The organism is Paratractidigestivibacter sp., assembly GCF_963660155.1.
Classification (GTDB): Bacteria; Actinomycetota; Coriobacteriia; order Coriobacteriales; family Atopobiaceae; genus Paratractidigestivibacter.
Window position 1 is genome coordinate 37,875 of record NZ_CAVKWG010000030.1, and the last position, 17,003, is coordinate 54,877.

General features: G+C 66.6%; 14 protein-coding genes and 1 riboswitch. Of the genes, 5 read left to right on the top strand and 9 right to left on the bottom strand.

All coding sequences use genetic code 11. The features are described from left to right. Positions 1-73: 73 nt before the first annotated feature. Positions 74-328: an HPr family phosphocarrier protein gene (locus U5709_RS05315; RefSeq protein WP_321972318.1), complete on the top strand. Its 255-nt coding sequence runs from the start codon at positions 74-76 to the stop codon at positions 326-328. 251 nt (positions 329-579) lie between these two features. Here the strand turns inward: U5709_RS05315 and U5709_RS05320 are convergent, their stop codons facing one another. Genes U5709_RS05320 through U5709_RS05330 form a run of 3 tightly spaced genes read right to left on the bottom strand, consistent with a single transcriptional unit; the run spans position 580 to position 4,224 of the window. After that, positions 580-1,782 (bottom strand): FAD-binding protein, encoded by a 1,203-nt coding sequence (locus U5709_RS05320; RefSeq protein WP_321972317.1) that lies wholly within the window; start codon positions 1,780-1,782, stop codon positions 580-582. After that, complete coding sequence (locus tag U5709_RS05325) at positions 1,782-2,579, bottom strand: electron transfer flavoprotein subunit beta/FixA family protein (protein WP_321972949.1); 798 nt, start codon at positions 2,577-2,579, stop codon at positions 1,782-1,784. Before U5709_RS05325 ends, U5709_RS05320 begins: the two co-directional genes overlap by 1 nt. Before the next feature lies 1 nt (position 2,580). Then, a complete protein-coding gene (locus tag U5709_RS05330) occupies positions 2,581-4,224 on the bottom strand; it encodes an FAD-binding oxidoreductase (protein ID WP_321972950.1) in 1,644 nt (547 codons plus the stop codon). Between the two features lie 348 nt (positions 4,225-4,572). Between U5709_RS05330 and U5709_RS05335 the strand changes: the two genes are divergently transcribed. The 4 genes from U5709_RS05335 (at position 4,573) to U5709_RS05350 (ending at position 9,999) form a co-directional block, all read left to right on the top strand. Beyond that, positions 4,573-5,751, top strand: a complete 1,179-nt coding sequence (locus U5709_RS05335) for a M20 family metallopeptidase (RefSeq protein WP_321972314.1) — start codon at positions 4,573-4,575, stop codon at positions 5,749-5,751. A gap of 102 nt (positions 5,752-5,853) precedes the next feature. Then, positions 5,854-7,293 (top strand): MFS transporter, encoded by a 1,440-nt coding sequence (locus U5709_RS05340; protein WP_321972313.1) that lies wholly within the window; start codon positions 5,854-5,856, stop codon positions 7,291-7,293. 136 nt (positions 7,294-7,429) lie between these two features. Next, positions 7,430-8,419: a D-isomer specific 2-hydroxyacid dehydrogenase family protein gene (locus U5709_RS05345; RefSeq protein WP_321972312.1), complete on the top strand. Its 990-nt coding sequence runs from the start codon at positions 7,430-7,432 to the stop codon at positions 8,417-8,419. 176 nt (positions 8,420-8,595) lie between these two features. Further along, a complete protein-coding gene (locus U5709_RS05350) occupies positions 8,596-9,999 on the top strand; it encodes an aminopeptidase (protein WP_321972951.1) in 1,404 nt (467 codons plus the stop codon). Positions 10,000-10,197: 198 nt separating this feature from the next. Here the strand turns inward: U5709_RS05350 and U5709_RS05355 are convergent, their stop codons facing one another. The 6 genes from U5709_RS05355 to U5709_RS05380 all read right to left on the bottom strand — a co-directional run bounded on the left by U5709_RS05355 (position 10,198) and on the right by U5709_RS05380 (position 16,804). Next, positions 10,198-10,998 (bottom strand): ABC transporter ATP-binding protein, encoded by an 801-nt coding sequence (locus U5709_RS05355; protein ID WP_321972952.1) that lies wholly within the window; start codon positions 10,996-10,998, stop codon positions 10,198-10,200. Between the two features lie 3 nt (positions 10,999-11,001). Then, a complete protein-coding gene (locus U5709_RS05360; RefSeq protein ID WP_321972309.1) occupies positions 11,002-12,060 on the bottom strand; it encodes an ABC transporter substrate-binding protein in 1,059 nt (352 codons plus the stop codon). Next, on the bottom strand, positions 12,060-12,821 hold the full coding sequence (locus tag U5709_RS05365) for an ABC transporter permease (protein ID WP_415913451.1): 762 nt from the start codon (positions 12,819-12,821) through the stop codon (positions 12,060-12,062). Before U5709_RS05365 ends, U5709_RS05360 begins: the two co-directional genes overlap by 1 nt. Before the next feature lie 18 nt (positions 12,822-12,839). Then, complete coding sequence (locus U5709_RS05370; protein WP_321972954.1) at positions 12,840-13,178, bottom strand: MTH1187 family thiamine-binding protein; 339 nt, start codon at positions 13,176-13,178, stop codon at positions 12,840-12,842. Between the two features lie 79 nt (positions 13,179-13,257). Beyond that, positions 13,258-13,370, bottom strand: a riboswitch (TPP riboswitch). A 190-nt stretch (positions 13,371-13,560) separates the two neighbouring features. Further along, positions 13,561-14,691 carry a glycerate kinase gene (locus tag U5709_RS05375; RefSeq protein WP_321972955.1) on the bottom strand — a complete coding sequence of 377 codons (1,131 nt, stop codon included), beginning with the start codon at positions 14,689-14,691 and terminating at the stop codon, positions 13,561-13,563. 100 nt (positions 14,692-14,791) lie between these two features. After that, positions 14,792-16,804, bottom strand: a complete 2,013-nt coding sequence (locus U5709_RS05380) for an ATP-binding protein (protein WP_321972956.1) — start codon at positions 16,802-16,804, stop codon at positions 14,792-14,794. Positions 16,805-17,003 lie beyond the last annotated feature (199 nt).

Below are 17,003 nucleotides of genomic sequence, written 5' to 3' on the forward strand. Positions count from 1 at the left end.
GACTCCCCTCTTTTCTTGCGCTGCCAGCGCTGCTATTTTCTCGCTCGAGGTTGCGTCGTTGAGGGGATGCTCGATGCGAGAAATCGTCCGCCAGATCACCGATCCCTTGGGGTTCCACATTCAGCTTGCCGTGCTTCTTGCCGGCGAGGCCCAGCGCTGGCGCAGCCGCGTGACCTTCGAGAGCGACGGCCGCGTTGCGGACGCGAGCGACCTGATGGCGCTTCTTGCCATGGGAATCCGGACCGGCGAGGCCGTGGTCGTGCGCATCGAGGGGGCCGACGAGGCCACCACAGCCGAAGCCATCGGTCGCTTGGCCAAAAACTGGTGAGATAGGCGCTTTGCGACGGCTCGGCGTTATGTTGGCGGCGCGATGCGAGCGGCGCGAGCCCTCCAAGAGCGCATTACAGCAAGGCGCAGGCATAAGCGCGCCCCAAAACAGCATTATCCAGCAATTATCGCTTGGCGCGCGCCCCGCAATGGCGCCATCCAGCAACGCAGGATTGCTGGATGGCTCGATTGCGGGGCGCCGGGCGGCGGGCGGTTGCTGGATGGTGCGATTCCGGGGCGCGGATCGGGGCCTTAGCCCTCCAGCTCGGCGAGAAGGGCGCTCACGACCTCCACGGCGTCGCCGACCACCGAGTACTGCGCCGCGCCAAAGATGGGCGCGTCTGCATCCTCGTTGATGGCAACGACGCACTCGGCGCCGGAGATGCCGGCCAGGTGCTGGATGGCGCCGGAGACACCGATGCTGACCAGCAGCTTAGGCGCCACGGAGACGCCTGTCTGCCCCACCTGGTGGCGATACTCCAGCCAGCCGGCCTCAACGACCGGGCGGGTGCAGCCGATCTCGGCGCCAAGGGCGACGGCCAGGCGGCGCACGAGCTTCAGGTTCTTCTTGCTGCCGATGCCGCGGCCCACCACGACGAGGCGCTCGGCCTCGGTGATGGAGGGCTCGTCGGAGGGCGTGGCGTGCTCGAGCACCTCGACGCGAGGCGCGACGTCGGCGGCGAGCTCGACCTTCTCGACCATGCCCGTGCGGGTTGCATCGGGCTCCGGGGCGCGGAAGATGCCGGGGCGAACCGTGGCCATCTGCGGGCGGTGGGCAGGGCACATTATGGTGGCCATGAGGTTGCCGCCGAAGGCCGGGCGCGTCTGGTGGAGAAGGCCCGTCTCGTCGTCCATGGAAAGCACCGTGCAGTCGGCGGTGAGGCCGGTCTGGAGGCGTACGGCCACGCCGGGGGCGAGCTCGCGGCCGAAGTTCGTGGCGCCGTAGAGGATGATCTCCGGCTTGCGCTCGCCCGCGAGGTCGCAGATCAGGCGCGCGAAGCACTCGGCGTCGTGGGCGGCCAGGCGCTCGTCTTTGCAGACGAGAACCGCATCGGCCCCTGCGGCGATGAGCTGGGCCTCGTTGCCCTCGGGCGCGCCTGCGCCCTCGCCCAGCACGGCCGTGACGGCGCATCCGCGCGCGGCGGCGAGCTCGCGCGCCTTGCCGAGAAGCTCGAAGGCCACGGGCAGCACCGCGCCCGCCCCGTCCACCTGGCAGAAGACCCAGATGCCGGAGTAGGCCGCGAGGTCCGCAGCGCCCGCCGCCTCGGGCTTCTCGATGGCGATGGCGCCCACCGGGCACGCGTCCACGCAGCTGCCGCAGTACGCGCAGTCGCCCGTGGCCACTGCACGGCGCTCGCGCCTCTCGCCCTCGATGCGCACGCCGCCGTTGGCGCACGCGCGGACGCAGCGGCCGCAGCCCACGCACTTCTCGGCATCGATCAGAAGACCAGCCATTATTCCATCCCCCTCACGATGTTGGCGAGACGGGCGGCCTGCTCGGCGGCCGTCCCCTCGATGCGCTCGCTCACGTGGTCGCGCTCGGGCACGAAGGAGCGCACGACCTGCGTCGGCGAGCCGGCAAGGCCGCAGCGCGCGGGGTCTGCGCCCGCGGTCTCGGCCGAGAGCACGTCGATCCTTGCGGCCTCGCCCGCGCGGACGCCGCAGATGCTCGGCATGCGCAGGCTGGCCACGTCCTTGGAGACGGTGATGACGCACGGCAGGCAAACGCGCACCAGCTCAGAGCCCTCGTCGGAGTCGCGGCGCAAGGTGAGCGCGCCGTCTTCCATCGAGACGACCTCGCTCACGCCGGCCACGCACGGGACGCCGAAGGCGCCGCCGAGCTCGGGGCCGATCTGCGCGGTGTCTCCGTCGACGGCCATCTTGCCGCAGACGATTAAATCGGGCGCCGCCGGCAGCGCCTCGATGCCGCAGGTCAGGGCATAGGCCGTGGCCAGGGTGTCGGCGCCCGCGAAGGCGCGGTCGGTCAGCAGCAGCCCCGCGTCGGCGCCACGGGCAATACAGTCGCGAAGCAGGCGCTCGGAGGCCGGGATGCCCATGGAGACGCAGGTCACGCAGGTCTTCTCGCCAGCAGCGGCGTGCTCGTCCTTAAGGCGCAGCGCGACCTCCAGGGCACTCGCGTCAAACGGGTTCACGACGGCCTGCTTGCCGTCGCGGACGATGGTGTTGGTCTTGGGGTCCATCTTGACCTCGGTCGTGGAGGGCACGGCCTTGACGCACACGACGATGTTCACGCTACTCGCCTCCCTTCTCGCCGGCGGCGGGTGCTGGGGCATCGGCGCCTCCCGCGACCTTTGCCAGCGCGGCCTCAAGCACGTCCTCGCCAAAGAGGTTGCCGCGGCCAAGCTGGCCCTTGGGGTCGAGCTCGGCCTTGAGAAACGCGGACTCGGCGATGTGATCGGGCCCGTACATGGTGGCCAGGAACCCGGCCTTGATCTTGCCCACGCCGTGCTCGGCTGAGACGGCGCCGCCCATGCGGGAGACCTCGGCGGCCCAGCCGGCAAAGAGCTCGCCTCCCGCCCTGTGGTCGGCGGCGTCGAGCGGAAGGACGTTCACGTGGATGTGGTTGTTGCCGATGTGGCCCCAGGCCGCGGACTCCAGGCCCGCCTCGGCGAGCGTGCGGCGATACAGCGAGAAGACGTCGTGCAGGTGCTCGTCGGGCACGGACATGTCGCTTCCGAGCTTGGTGATGGCGGGGTCGGTGCGGCGGCGCTCGTCGATGAGCATGTTCACGCTCTCGGGCACCGCGTGGCGGAAGAAGATCAGGCTCTCGCGGTCGACCTCGGTGCGCGCGACCCAGGTGGCGGACTCGCTGCCGCCGGTGGCCTCGAGGACCTCGCCCAGGCGGTGGAGCTCGGAGGTGGCCTGATCCTCAGAGGCGCAGTCGAGCTCGACGTAGACGCAGACCACGGCGTCGTCGGCCAGCTGCGGCAGCGCCGAGAAGGCCGTGGAGGCCTCGCGCTGGCGGCGCAGGATGTTCAGCGCCCCCTCGTCGAAGAACTCGATGGCGGCGGCGTGGGAGAGGGCCGGGCGGACCCTCTCGGTGAAGTCGAGCGAGGCCTCCTCGGTCGTAAAGAAGCAGCTCACGCCCCATACCACGGCAGGCGCGGGCATGAGGGCGACCTCGATCTGCGTGATGACGCCCAGGGTTCCGCACGCGCCGATGAAGAGGTCGATGGCGTCCATGCCGTCGGCCACAAAGTACCCGGAGGCGTTCTTGGTGGCGGGCATGGCGTAGGTCGGCAGGTCGAGGGCGAGCTCGCGGCCGGACTCGGTCACAAGGCGCAGCGTTCGGCCTTCCGCGTGCCTCTCGCCGCGCGTGAGGACCAGCAAGTCGCCGTCGGAAAGAGCCACGTGCAGGCCCATGACATGCGGGCGCACGGGGCCGTACTTGTAGCTGCGCGCGCCCGAGGCGTTGCAGGCCACGATGCCGCCCATGCAGGCGGAGGCCTCGGTGGGGTCCGTGGGGAAGAACTGCTCGGGCGCGGCCTCAAAGGCCTCGAGCGCCGCGAGCGAGGCCTCGTCCCAGCCGGCGTGGGCGATGTTTCTGCCCGCCAGGTGCTTACGGAGCTCAGAGAGCACGACGCCCGGCTCCATGGCAAGGTAGAAGGTGCCGTCCTCGCCCTGGCGCATGCCCAAGTAGCGGGTCATGCGGCTGACGTTCAGCACATGTCCGCCGTGGGGCACTGCGCCGGCGGCGAGGCCGGTGCGGGCGCCCTGGACCGTGACCGGGGTGCCGGCGGCGTAAAGCTCGCGCAGGACGTCTCTGACCTCGTCTTCGGAGGTCGGGAAGCTGATGGTCTCCGCCTCGCCCGAGCTTCTGGACTCGTCGCGGCGGTACTCCTCGTATTCATCGGTAAAAGGCCTGATGTGGGCCATGGGCCCTCCCCTCTCGCAGGCTGGTTGTAGGGCCATGCTAGCGCGAGGGGGCGCGAGGGGGACGGCCGTCGGTCCGTTCGCAACCTAAACGCAACGCCTGTCGAGCAAAACCTGCAAAAGGGTCTGACCCCAAACCGCTGCAGAAAGGGGACTGTCCCCTATTTGCAGGCGCTAAGCTGTCATTTCGTGCTGCAGGTAGAACCTGTCACCAGCAGTTGCACGAAATGACACGTTCGCCGCAGCGCCGTCCGGCGGCCGCTCTTCCAGTTCTCACCCGACGGAAACCTTATGGACACACGCATCTGCCAACCTTAAACAACATGTGTATCCCTCACGAAAAGAGGAGCTATGGATTTTTACCAGCGAGCCCGCGAGCTCAAGGACGAGACGGTGGCCAACCGCCGCCACATCCACACGAACGCCGAGGTGGGCCTGGAGCTGCCCAAGACCGTGGCCTTTGTGATGGAGAAGCTCACCGAGTACGGCCTGGAGCCGCGCGAGTGCGGCCACGGCGTCACCTGCACCCTGGGAAGCGGCGAGCCCGTCATCATGCTTCGCGCCGACATGGACGCCCTGCCCATGCCCGAGGAGTCCGGCGAGCCCTTCGCCTGCCCGGACGGCAAGACCGCCCACGCCTGCGGCCACGACTTCCACGCCTCGATGCTTCTTACCGCCGCGCGCATGCTCAAGGAGAACGAGGCCGAGCTCAAGGGCACCGTCAAGTTCATGTTCCAGCCCGCTGAGGAGACCTTCGAGGGCGCGAAGGACATGATCTGCGCCGGCATCCTTGAGGACCCCAAGCCCGACGTGGCGCTCGCCTACCACGTGGCCGCCGGCAAGATGCCCGTCGGCATCTACATGTACAACGACAAGAGCACCATGATGTACTCCGTCGACGGCTTCAAGATCGTGGTCCACGGCAAGGGCTCGCACGGCGCCTACCCGCAGAACTCCATCGACCCCATTAACGTGGCCGTCCACATCTACCAGGCGCTCGAGGCCATCATCGCCCGCGAGGTCGACGCCACCAAGGCCGCCATCATGACCATCGGCCACTTCGAGGCCGGCGCCGCGGCAAACATCATCCCCGACACCGCCATGCTCGAGGGCACCATCCGCTCCAACGACAAGGGCGCCCGCGAGGTCATGGTGCGCCGCATGCACGAGGTCGCCGAGAAGACCGCCGAGGCCTTCGGCGCCACCGCCGAGGTCATCACGCTCTCCGACGTGGCCCCGCTCATCTGCGACGGCGAGCTCACCCGCGAGGTCGTGGGCTACATGCAAGAGCTCTCCATCCCCGGCGCCATGCCCTACCCCGGCATCGAGGCCAGCGCCTCCGAGGACTTCGCCACCATCGCCGAGAAGATCCCGTCGACGTTCATGTACCTGTCGGCCGGCTACCCCGATGAGCGCGGCGCCTACGGCGCGCACAACCCCAAGGTCCAGTTCAACGAGGACGTCTGCGAGCAGGGCCCGGCTTACCTGGCCCACTGCGCCGTCCGCTGGCTCGAGTCCCACCAAGCCTAAAACCTGCAAAGGGGACAGTCCCTTTTGCAGGTTTTGAGCCTGAACCTGCAAAAGGGACTGTCCCCTTTGCAGGTGATATTCATTAGAGAGAGGAACCACCGCATGGCAGAGTCCCAACAGGCGCCCCAGGTCGCCATCCCGCTGCCCAAGGGCAAGAAAAACGCCGTCCAGGCCGGCTGCGTCTGCATGATGCTTTCCGTGGCCATGTACGGCCTCGTGTTCTCGACGCTCACCTCCCCCATCCTGGAGAGCGTGAACGCCATGGGCTACGTGAGCCTGTTCACCATCTTCGCGAGCCTCGGCGTCTGCATCATGACGCCCATCGGCGGCAAGCTCGGCGACCTCATCGGCCGCCGCAACATCGTCGTGATCCCGGGCATTATCTGCGCCGTGTGCGGCTGCGCCTTCGCCTTCGTGCGCTCGCTCGTGCCGCTGATGGTGCTGCGCCTGCTCATCGGCTTCGCGCAGGGTGCCTTCACCGCCGCGCCCTACATCATCGCCGGCCTCATCAACGAGCGCAAAGACGTGCCCAAGGCCATGGGCATGCTCGCCACCGCCATCGCCGTCGGCGGCTTCGGCGGCTCCATCATCGCCGGCATCCTGACCGACATGGGCATGCTCACCGCCGCCATCCTCATGCCCGCCATCCCGCTGCTCGCGGGCGTGGTGCTCATCGGCGCGAACCTGCCCAACGTCAAGCGCGAGGGCCCCGTGCAGATCGACGTCGCCGGCATCTGCGCGCTGGTCGTGGCTCTGTGCGGCATCATCTTGGCCTTGAACTTCGGCTCCACCATGGGCTGGACCAACCCCGCCATCCTCGCCGGCCTCGCCGTGGGCATCGCCGCCGTCGTGGCCCTGGTCAAGATCGAGCAGGGCGCGCCCGAGCCGCTGATCCCGCTGCGCCTCTTTGCCAACAAGCAGTACACGCTGCTGCTCATCATCGGCTTCATCTGCTACTTCTACACCACCGCCATGAACACCTACGCGCCCATCGGCGCGCTCAAGGTCATGGGCGTCTCGACCGGCCTCGCGGGCTCGCTGCAGTTCCCGCGCACCATCCTCACCATGATCCTGCCCACCGCCGCGGGCGTCTGGGTGGGCAAGAACGCCGCCAAGAACGCCTGGAAGGCCATGGCCATCGGCACCGCCCTCGTGGCCGTCCCGATGTTCGTCATGGGCTTCACCACCTCCGCGACCCCCATCGCCGTCTACTTCGTGGCCATCACCGTGACGGGCGTCGCCGAGAGCTTCCGCGCCGTCTCCATCACCCCGACCGCGCAGGGCACCCTGCCGCCGGCCGACATGGGCGTGGGCACCTCGCTCGTCAACTTCTGCAACTCGCTGGCCAACACCGTGGCCGCCACCGTCTTCGGCGTGGCGTACAACCTGAACACCGCCACCGACCCCACCAACGCCGCCCTCATCCAGAACGGCGTGAACGCGGTCTTCCTCACAGCCGCCATCGTGACCGCCATCGGCTTCGCGCTGGTCGTCCTTGTCATCCGCCCGTCTCTGGAGGCCAAGACAGCCGAGGCCGAGTAGGGCTTCTCGCCAAGAAACAAAGCCGCCGAGCGGCGCAGATGCGCGCGTAAGCGGGGCCCGAGCCGCAGCAGCTCTGGCCCCGCGATTTGTTTGGGCTACGATAAGGGGCAAAACCCGCCACAAAGGAGAGACCCGCATGAAACTCTTTGCCTATGCCGTGCGCGACTACGACGAGCTGCCCTACCTCGAGGCGCTGAGCCGGGAGCTCGGCTTCGAGTTCGGCTACACGTCCGAGTACCCCAGCATGAGCAACGCCGAGCTCGCGGGCGGCTACGACTCGCTCTCCATCATCACGAACCCGCTGGATGCGGAGCTGCTCGCCCGCTTTCACGAGCTCGGCGTGCGCGGCGTCTCCACGCGCACCATCGGCTACGACCACATCGACCTCGAGGCGGCCGAGAGGCTCGGCATCCGCGTGGCCAACGCCCCCTACCCGCCCACCGGCGTCGCCGACTACACCATCATGATGATCCTCATGGCGCTGAGAAAGGCCAAGCTCATCTCCGCCGCGGCGAGCTACCAGGACTTCGGCCTCACCGGAAAGATCGGCCGCCCGCTCAGTTCCTGCACCGTGGGCGTCGTGGGCACGGGGCAGATCGGTGAGGCCGTTTGCCGCAGGCTCGCGGGCTTCGGCTGCCGCATCTTGGCGAGCGACCCTTACGAGAAGGACGCGCTGCGCGACATCGTTGAGTACACCGACCTCGACACGCTTCTTGCCGCCTCCGACGTGGTGACGCTGCACGCGCCAGGCCTGCCGCAAAACACGCGCATGATCGACGCCGCCGCCTTCGCGCGCATGAAGGAGGGCGTCGTGCTCGTCAACGCGGCGCGCGGCGTGCTCGTCGACACGGCCGCGCTGATGGATGCCATCGAGTCCGGCCACGTGGGCGCCGCTGCCCTCGACACCATCGAGAACGAGGCCAACCTCTACTACCACGACCTCAGCCGCAAGGCGCTGCCCAATCGCGACCGCGCCGTGCTCATGAGCTACCCCAACGTAATCGTGACGCCGCACATGGCCTTCTACACCGACGAGGCCGTGGAGAGCATGGTGGCCAACAGCTGCCGGGCGCTTCTCGCCTTCAGCCGCGGCGATGACTCGCCGTTCGAGGTTCACGCGTCGTGATAAGACAGGCGCGACGGCCCCTTTGCGGACAAGTGGGACAGTCCCTTTGTCCACGTTCTTGGTGGACAAAGGGACTGTCCCTTCTGTCCGCAAGGGACCGTCACCCCTGTCTTACAGCCCCCGAGGGTCTAGAATCGATGCCGTTGAATTAACGACGCACGTCGAAAGGAACCCGCATGGAGCGTCCGAACGCCTGGAAATCCTACACGGCCGAGCAGCTCGACCAGCTGCACTATCTCTGCGAGGGCTACAAGGCTTTTATCTCCGACAACAAGACCGAGCGCGAGTGCTGCGCCGCCGCCGTCGACATGGCCCGCGAGGCCGGCTACGTGGACCTCGCCGATGCCGTGGCCGAAGGGCGCGCGCTCAAGGCCGGCGACAAGGTCTACGCCGTCAACCGCGCGAAGTCCCTCATGCTGGTGAACCTCGGCACCGACGACCTCGAGGCCGGCGTGAACATCCTGGGCGCCCACATCGACTCGCCGCGCATGGACGTCAAGCAAAACCCGCTCGAGGAGTCGAGCGACCTCGTCACGCTGGACACCCACTACTACGGCGGTATCAAGAAGTACCAGTGGGTCACCATCCCGCTGGCCATCCACGGCGTCGTGGCCAAGAAGGACGGCAGCGTGGTCGACGTGGCCGTGGGCGAGGACGAGGGCGACCCGGTCTTCTGCGTCTCCGACCTGCTGATCCACCTCTCTGCCGAGCAGCTGACCAAGACCGCGGCCAAGGTCATCGAGGGCGAGATGCTCGACGTCATCGTGGGCGGCCGCCCGGTGGTCGTCGAGGCGGGCGAAGACGGAAAGAAGGACGAGAAAGACCTGGTCAAGAAGGGTGTTCTGGCTGTCCTCAAGGAGCAGTTCGGCATCGATGAGGAGGACCTGCTCTCCGCCGAGCTCGAGGTCGTGCCCGCCGGCGCCGCGCGCGACCTGGGCTTCGACCGCTCGATGATCCTCGGCTACGGCCAGGACGACCGCTCCTGCGCCTACACGAGCCTCGTGGCCCAGCTGGACGAGCCTGAGGTGAGCCGCACCGCCGTCACCCTGCTCGTGGACAAAGAGGAGATCGGCTCGGTGGGCGCCACGGGCATGACCAGCCGTTTCTTTGAGAACACCATGGCCGAGGTGCTGGCGCTCGCCGGTTGCGCGGGCGACCTCGCGCTTCGCCGCTGCCTCGCCAACTCGCAGATGCTCTCGAGCGACGTCTCGGCCGGCTTCGACCCCACTTTCGCTTCGGCCTTCGAGGCAAAGAACGCCAGCTACCTGGGCCGCGGCCTCACCTTCAACAAGTTCACCGGCAGCCGCGGCAAGTCCGGCTCCAACGACGCCGACGCCGAGTACGTGGCCAAGATCCGCCGCGTGATGGACGAGGGCGGCGTGGCCTGGCAGACCGCCGAGCTCGGCCGCGTCGACGTGGGCGGCGGCGGCACCATCGCCTACATCCTGGCCGAGTACGGCATGAGCGTCATCGACTGCGGCGTGCCCGTGCTCTCCATGCACGCCCCTTGGGAGGCCACGAGCAAGGCCGACATCTTCGAGGCCTACCGCGGCTACCGCGCCTTCCTCCAGAAGGCCTAAAGCGGCAAGAATCGCCGTCGGAGGGCCTTTCTCGGCTCATAACTCTCTATGTATGCAATCAAACTTGGGCTTGGCGAGTAGACCGCAAAATCGCAAGAGAAAACCCGCAGGTCAGAGGCCTGCGGGTTTTTCGTATACTCGGCAAATCCGAGTTTGATTGCATACTTAGCGATATTGCCGCCAAAATGGCGCTACGGCCTACCCCAAAAGGGTCAAAACCTTGCGTTTGGCGGCAAGAAACGCGTCGCTGAGCTCAAAACCGTCGCCCTCGGCCGCGTGATCCACCGAGACCTCGCCCGCAACTGTCGAGGGAACGCCTGCGCGCGGGTCGCCGGCCAACACGTAGACGCGGCTCGCCATGCTCACGGCTTCGTCGACGTCGTGGGTGATCACCACGGAGGCGATTCCCAGCTCAGCGGCCATCTGGCAGTACCAGCGACGAAGGTCCACGCGCGTGAGGGCATCGAGCGCCGAGAAAGGCTCGTCGAGAAGCGCCACGTCGTTGCCCATGAGGTAGGTGCGAAGGAAGGCCGCGCGCTGGCGCATGCCGCCGGAGAGCTCGCCCGGCCACTTGTCCTCGCAGCCGGAGAGGCCGAAGCGCTCCATGAGCGGCAGCGCGCGGGCGCGGGCGGCGCCCTTCTTCTCCCCCGCCAGCACCAAGGGCAGAATGGCGTTGTCCAGGATGGTACGGCTCGGCAGCAAGAGGTCCTTTTGCAGCATGTAGCTCACGCGACCGGGGCGGCCGTCCAGGTCCTCGCCGTGCAGCAGCACCTGTCCCGCGCGCGGGCGCGTGAGGCCCGAGAGCGCGTGCAGCAGCGTCGTCTTGCCGCAGCCCGACTTGCCGACGATGCAGACGGTCTGTCCGCACTCAACGCGCAGGCTGATGCCGCGCACAACGTCGGGGCCCGCGTCCCAGCCGCAGGCAAGGTCGCGCGCCTCGAGGGCGGGCGCGCCCACAGCCGAGGACGCCTCGCGTGCGATGTCCTTCTCGACGCCCATGCGTTAGGCCAGGTAAGAGGTGTCGTAGCCGCCGTTAACGTCGAGCTTGTTCTGCACCAGCGAGTTGTTGTTCAGCCACTGGAAGTAGTTGCTCCAACGGGTGGGGTCGATGACGCCCCAGCTCTCGGCCTCGGAGATGTACTCGCCGGCGAGGAACTTGGCCGACGCCTCGACCAGCGCGGAGTCGAGCTCAGGCACCTCTTGGCAGAGGATCTTCGCGGCCTCGGCGGGCTGACTCACGGCGAACTCGTAGCCCTTCTTGGCGGCGCGCAGGAAGGCCTTGGTGACCTCGGGGTTGGCCGCGGCGTACTCGGTGTTGGCGGCAAGGACCGGCGTGTAGAAGTCGAAGACGTCGTCCATGGCGCGGAAGTCGAAGTAGTTCACGGCGTAGTCCTGGACCTTGGCGTTCTGGACCGCCCAGCCCTCGTAGACCCACACGCAGTCGAAGAGGTTGGCCTTAAGGCCGCTGACCTCGTCGTCTACGGAGTAGGCGACCATGGAGAGCTTGGAGTAGTCGCCGCCGTCGGACTCCATGATCTGCTTGATGGTTGCTTGCTCGACGGCCATGTCCCACGTGGTGTAGACGTGGTTCTCCATCTCCTTAGCGCGCGTGATGTTGTCCTCGGCGCGGCTCATGATGCCGGAGGTGTTGTGCTGGATGACGGCCGCGATGGCGGTAAGGCCGGTGTTGCCGGAGTCGTAGGCGGCGGCGATGTAGTCCTGGTAGCTCACGCCGAACTGCGCCTGGCCGGTGCCGATGGCGCCTTCGGCCGTGCCGTCGGCGGGCTGGACGATGGTCACGTCCAGACCCTCCTCATCAAAGTAGCCCTGGTTCTTGGCCACGTAGATGCCGGTGTGGTTGGTGTTGGGAGTGTAGTCCAGGCAGAAGGTGAGGGCGGTCTTCTCGCCGGAGGAGGAAGCGCCGGTGCTGGAGGAGGCGCCGTCGGAGCTGCCGGAGCCAGAGTTGCAGCCCGCGAGCACAAGGGTGGCCGCAGCGGCGGCGGAGCTGGCAACAAAGGCGCGACGGGAGAGGCCGGCGCGGACGAGGTCGAGGTTCTTCATTAGGAGTCGTTCCTTTCTGCCCTCTTCCAGGGCATGCAGATGCGCTCGAGGACGTCGACGCCCTTCATCAGGGCAAGCGAGAGCGCGGAGGTGATGATGATGACCGCGAACATGCGGTCGTACTCGAAGTTCTTGCGGACGCGCGTCATGTAGACGCCCAGGCCCGTGAAGCCGCCGAGCCACTCGGAGATCACGGCGCCCACGATAGCGTAGGTGGCGCTGATGCGCAGGCCGCTGAAGAACTGGTCGGCGGCCGCGGGCAGCTTGGCGTAACGGAAGATCTGCCACTCGGAGGCGTTCATCGTGCGCAGAAGGTCGATCTGGTCGGGGTCCACCGACCTAAAGCCGCTGGCCAGCGCCACCGTCACGGGAAAGAACGTGGTCAGCACGACAAGAAGAACCTTGGGCAGAAGCCCGTAGCCGAACCACAGCACCAGAAGCGGCGCCACGGCCACGGTGGGCACGGTCTGGCTCACCGTGAGCAGCGGGTCGAAAGCCAGGTAGAAGGTCTCGAACTTGTCCATGAGGACGGCGAAGGCGAAGCCCACGGCCACGCCGATGGCAAGGCCGATGGCGGCCTCGGCAAGCGTGGTTGCAAGGTGCCCCATCAGAAGCGAGAAGTCCTTGACCAGGGCCTGGACCACCTCGACCGGGCTCGGCAGCATGAAGTTGGGCACGAACCCCGCCGTGCAGACGAGCTGCCAGACGGCGAGAAGCCCCGCCACGGCGAGCGTGGGCGCCACGACCCTCTTTGACGGCATGCGCATGCGGGTCCCGGCCTAGGCCACGGCCGCGGAGGTCTTGGCGAACTCCGGGTCGTTCGGGTGGTACTTGCCGATCTTATGGTCGGTGGACATGACGTCGCCCTCGGGCTTGAAGTTGATCTTTGCGTAGGTCATAACGTGCTTGCAGCCGTGCTCGGCACCCACGAGCTGGCAGTTCTTGAGAATCTCCATGCACGCCTCGTAGTCGCCCTCGATGGCCGTCTCGAAGGGGCCGACAAAGTAGTCGATGCCCGTCGAGTCGATATAGGCGATGACGGCGTCAACGGCGTCGCACGTGGCGTCGTCGTCTGCCGCGTCCATAGGAAGGTACTGGATGGCGATTGAGCAATTCATGCACTCGCTCCTTTCCGCGCGGTGGCAATCCGCGCATCGGGGCACCAAAAAAGGCGCCCACAGCTTTCCGTAGGTGCCCCAAGCGAGCGAAGCTTATGGTTCCTACGCCGGCATTACCCGGATCAGGTTGACGGTCAGGGCCGCGATGGGCCCAGTCTCAGCCGGCGTGCGCCAGCTCCCGTTTGACGTATGGCAGTGTATCACTCACGCGAAGAGGCGGCTGCGCAAAGAATCCTTCGCAAATTTAGGCTGACTAGCGCATGCCACCAATGACTGTAGCCCGTGGCAGGCGACGGAGACCTGCCTGCGGTTTGGGGACAGTCCCCTTTCTGCAGCGGTTTGGGGACAGTCCCCAAACCGCAGGCGTGTACGTTGAGCGCGATCAGATTCGAACGGCGAGCAGCGAGAAGACGCGGCGAGCAGCGAGGGCGTAGAGCTCCTCGGCGCGCGAAAGGATCTCGTCGAGCGGCATGGCGTCGATCTGAGTCGGGACCATCGCAGTCACGCCGCGCAACGTTGCGGCGCCCGCGTCCATTCCGCCGACGATGGCCACGCACGGCACGCCGGCGTCGGCGCAGGCGGCGGCGACGCCCGAGACAACCTTGCCGCGGGCCGTCTGCGCATCGGCATGGCCCTCCCCCGTCACGCAGACCGAAGCACCCACCAGCGCCTCTCGCAACCCGACGAGGGCCATAACCTGCTCGACTCCGCTCTTCATCCTCGCGCCAAGAAACGCCTGGCAGGCGGCACCGAGCCCACCTGCGGCACCCGCACCGGGCGTCGTGGTGTCGAACCCCAGCGCGTCGGCGAGCACGCGCGCGTAGTTGCGCATGCCGGCCTCCAGCTCGGCACACGCCGCGACATCGGCGCCCTTCTGCGGGCCGAAGACCATGGTCGCGCCCATCTCGCCCAGAAGCGGGTTGTCGACGTCGCACATGGCCACGAAGGTCGTCTGGGCAAGGCGGTCGTCAAGGCCCGAGAGATCGATTTTGCAAACGCGCGCCAGGTCAGCGCCTGTGCCTTCAAACTCATCGCCACCCGCGTCGAGGAACCGTGCGCCGAGCGCGCGCATCGCCCCCATGCCGCCGTCGTTCGTGGCGGAACCGCCGAGGGCGACGCTCACCTCGCGCGCGCCGGCATCGAGTGCCACGCGGATAAGCTCACCTGTGCCGTAGGTGCTTGTGCGCCGTGGATCGCGCTCGCCCGCATCGAGCAGTGGCAAGCCCGAGGCGGCCGCCGTCTCCACGATGGCGCGGCCGTCGGGAAGAAGCCCGAGCTCAGCCTGAATCGCGCGGCCCAGCGGATCGTGCACGTAAACACGCCGCAGCTCACCGCCGCAAGCGGACACCACGGCGGCCGTCGTGCCCTCGCCCCCGTCGGCCATCGGCACGCTCACGCACTCGCAGCCGGGAAAGTGCTCGCTCGCGGCCTCGCTGAGCAGCCGGGCCGTGTCCTGCGAGCTCAGCGTCCCCTTGAACGAGTCTGAAGCGAATACGAACTTCTTGCCAGCCATAAAAGCCTCCCGACGCCGCGCTTAGCTCTACATAATGCACACGGGAACTCGCAATTTGCCCCGAGCATGCGAAAGGACGCTCATGGTCTTACCGCGGCCGTTACTTACGCCCCGCGAGCCGGTCGATGGTCTGGACCAGCAGGTCGATATCCAGCGGCTTAGCCACGTGCTCGTCCATGCCGGCCTCGCGCGCCCGCAGCTTGTCCTCGGCGAAGGCGTTGGCCGTCATCGCGATGATGGGCACGCTCGCGGCGTCCTCGCGCGCAAGCGCCCGAATGGCCCGCGCCGCGTCGTAGCCGTCCATCACCGGCATCATGATGTCCATCAAGATGGCGTCGAAGTGGCCCGGCTCGTTCGCCGTGAAGACGTCAACCGCCTCCTGGCCGTCGCGCGCCACCTCCACCTTCGCGCCCTCCTCCTCGAGGAGGAACTGCGCTATCTCGAGGTTGAGGTCGTTGTCCTCGACGAGCAACAGCGTCATCTTGTCAATGGAAGCCTGCTCAGACGCCTCGTCGGCCGCGCTGGCCGCGCATGCGCTCTTGTCGATCTCGAGCGGGACCCGCACCGTGAACGTGGTGCCCTCTCCCTGCGCGCTCGAAAACTCGATGGTGCCGCCCATCTTGTCCACGATGCTCTTGGTGATGGACATACCGAGGCCCGTGCCCGGGTACCTGGTGCGCGGCGAGGCCTGCTCCTGGGCAAACGGATCGAAGATGTGCTCCTGGAACTCCCGGCTCATGCCGATGCCCGTGTCGCTGCAAATAAACACGAGCTCGACCATGCCGTCCGCCGCCTCTGTCTCTGTGCAGGTAATAGAAATCTTGCCGTGGTCCTTGTTGTACTTGACGGCGTTAGACATGATGTTCATGATCACGCTCTTCAGGTGCGTCGGGCTCCCCACGAGTCTGGCGTGCGGCACGGCGCAATCCACCTGCACGATGCTGATGTCGCGCTCCTCCGCCTGCTTCGCCAGCGCGTAGTAGACATCGCGGGCCACATCGGTCAGGTCAAACGGCACGTGCTCCAGCACGATCTCGCCGCTCTCGAGCTTGTTCATGTCAAGCACCTCGTTGATGAGCTCGAGCAGAACCTTGGAGGACTCGCGTATCTTCTCGCGGCAATCTGCCTGCCGTGCGGGGTCGTCGGGGAAGCGGTCAGCGATGTCGAGCATGCCCACGATGCCGTTCAACGGCGTACGGATGTCGTGGCTCATGCGCAGCAAGAACTCGGTCTTCGCGTTGTTGGCCCGGTCGGCCTCGTCGCGCGCCTCGATAAGCTCCCGCTCCTTGGCGAGGGTCTCCTCGATGATGGCGTCGATATTCTGAAAGCCGCAGACAACGAAGCCCTCGTCGTCCATCTTGAAGTAGTTGTACTGGAAGTTGTGGACCTCGCCGTCCACCAGGATGCGGTAGTTGCCCACGAGCTCCGGCTTACCCTGCTCGAGGAAAGCCTCACGCAGACCCTCGATGCCGATGGCGTCGCACAGTGCCTCGCGCTCGTCGGGATGCACGCGGTCGTCGATGTAGTTGTTGAGGACCGTCGGGTACGGGAAGTACTGGTGGTCGTTGCGGTCGAGGCCCTTGGTGATGTAGCCGTCGAGCTTCAAGACCTTGGCCATGCCACCGACGAGGTCAATCCAGAAGACGTTCTGGAAGTTGCGGGCAAGGACATCGAAGACCTGGCTGAGCTTATCGGCGTCGGCGACCTCCACGGCAAAGATGACATGGAGCGGCTTGCCGGCGGCGTCGGTGTCCTCCTTGATGAAGTGGAGCTTGCAGTTGCCCGCCACCTTGCCCGTGAACTGCGTGGATATGTGATCGGAGCCCGCCATGCGGTCGGCGATGGTCGAGAGGTCGAGAAACTCCATGGCGTTCTGGTAGCTCTCTTCCTCGGCGAGGCCGCGGATGATGCTCTCGGAGTTGACGGCGAAGTTGCCGGAACGGTCCGCCTCAAAGCGGCGTATGGCGTCGGTCGCCTTGATGGTCTCGTAGGTGCCACGCGCGACGTCGACGCGGTGCATGGAGAGATAGATCTGCGCGATGGCGGTATAGGCGCGGTGGAGGCCCTCTTCGCGGAGCTCGTCCTCGGTGGCCGTGGTCGTGGGCTCGGTCATGATGTTTGGTCGCCTTTCGCGCGTTTGAGTCGGTTGTTCAATTCTAAACGAACAGCGGCGACGAGCAGCGCCGGGCTCCTATACTCAATAAGACACAGAGGGACAGTCCCTTCGTCTTATTGTCGATACAAAGCGAGGCGTGCAATGCAAGAAGAGGTGCCCGAGGGCTTCACGCTCTCGCTCGCGCTGGTGGATGCTT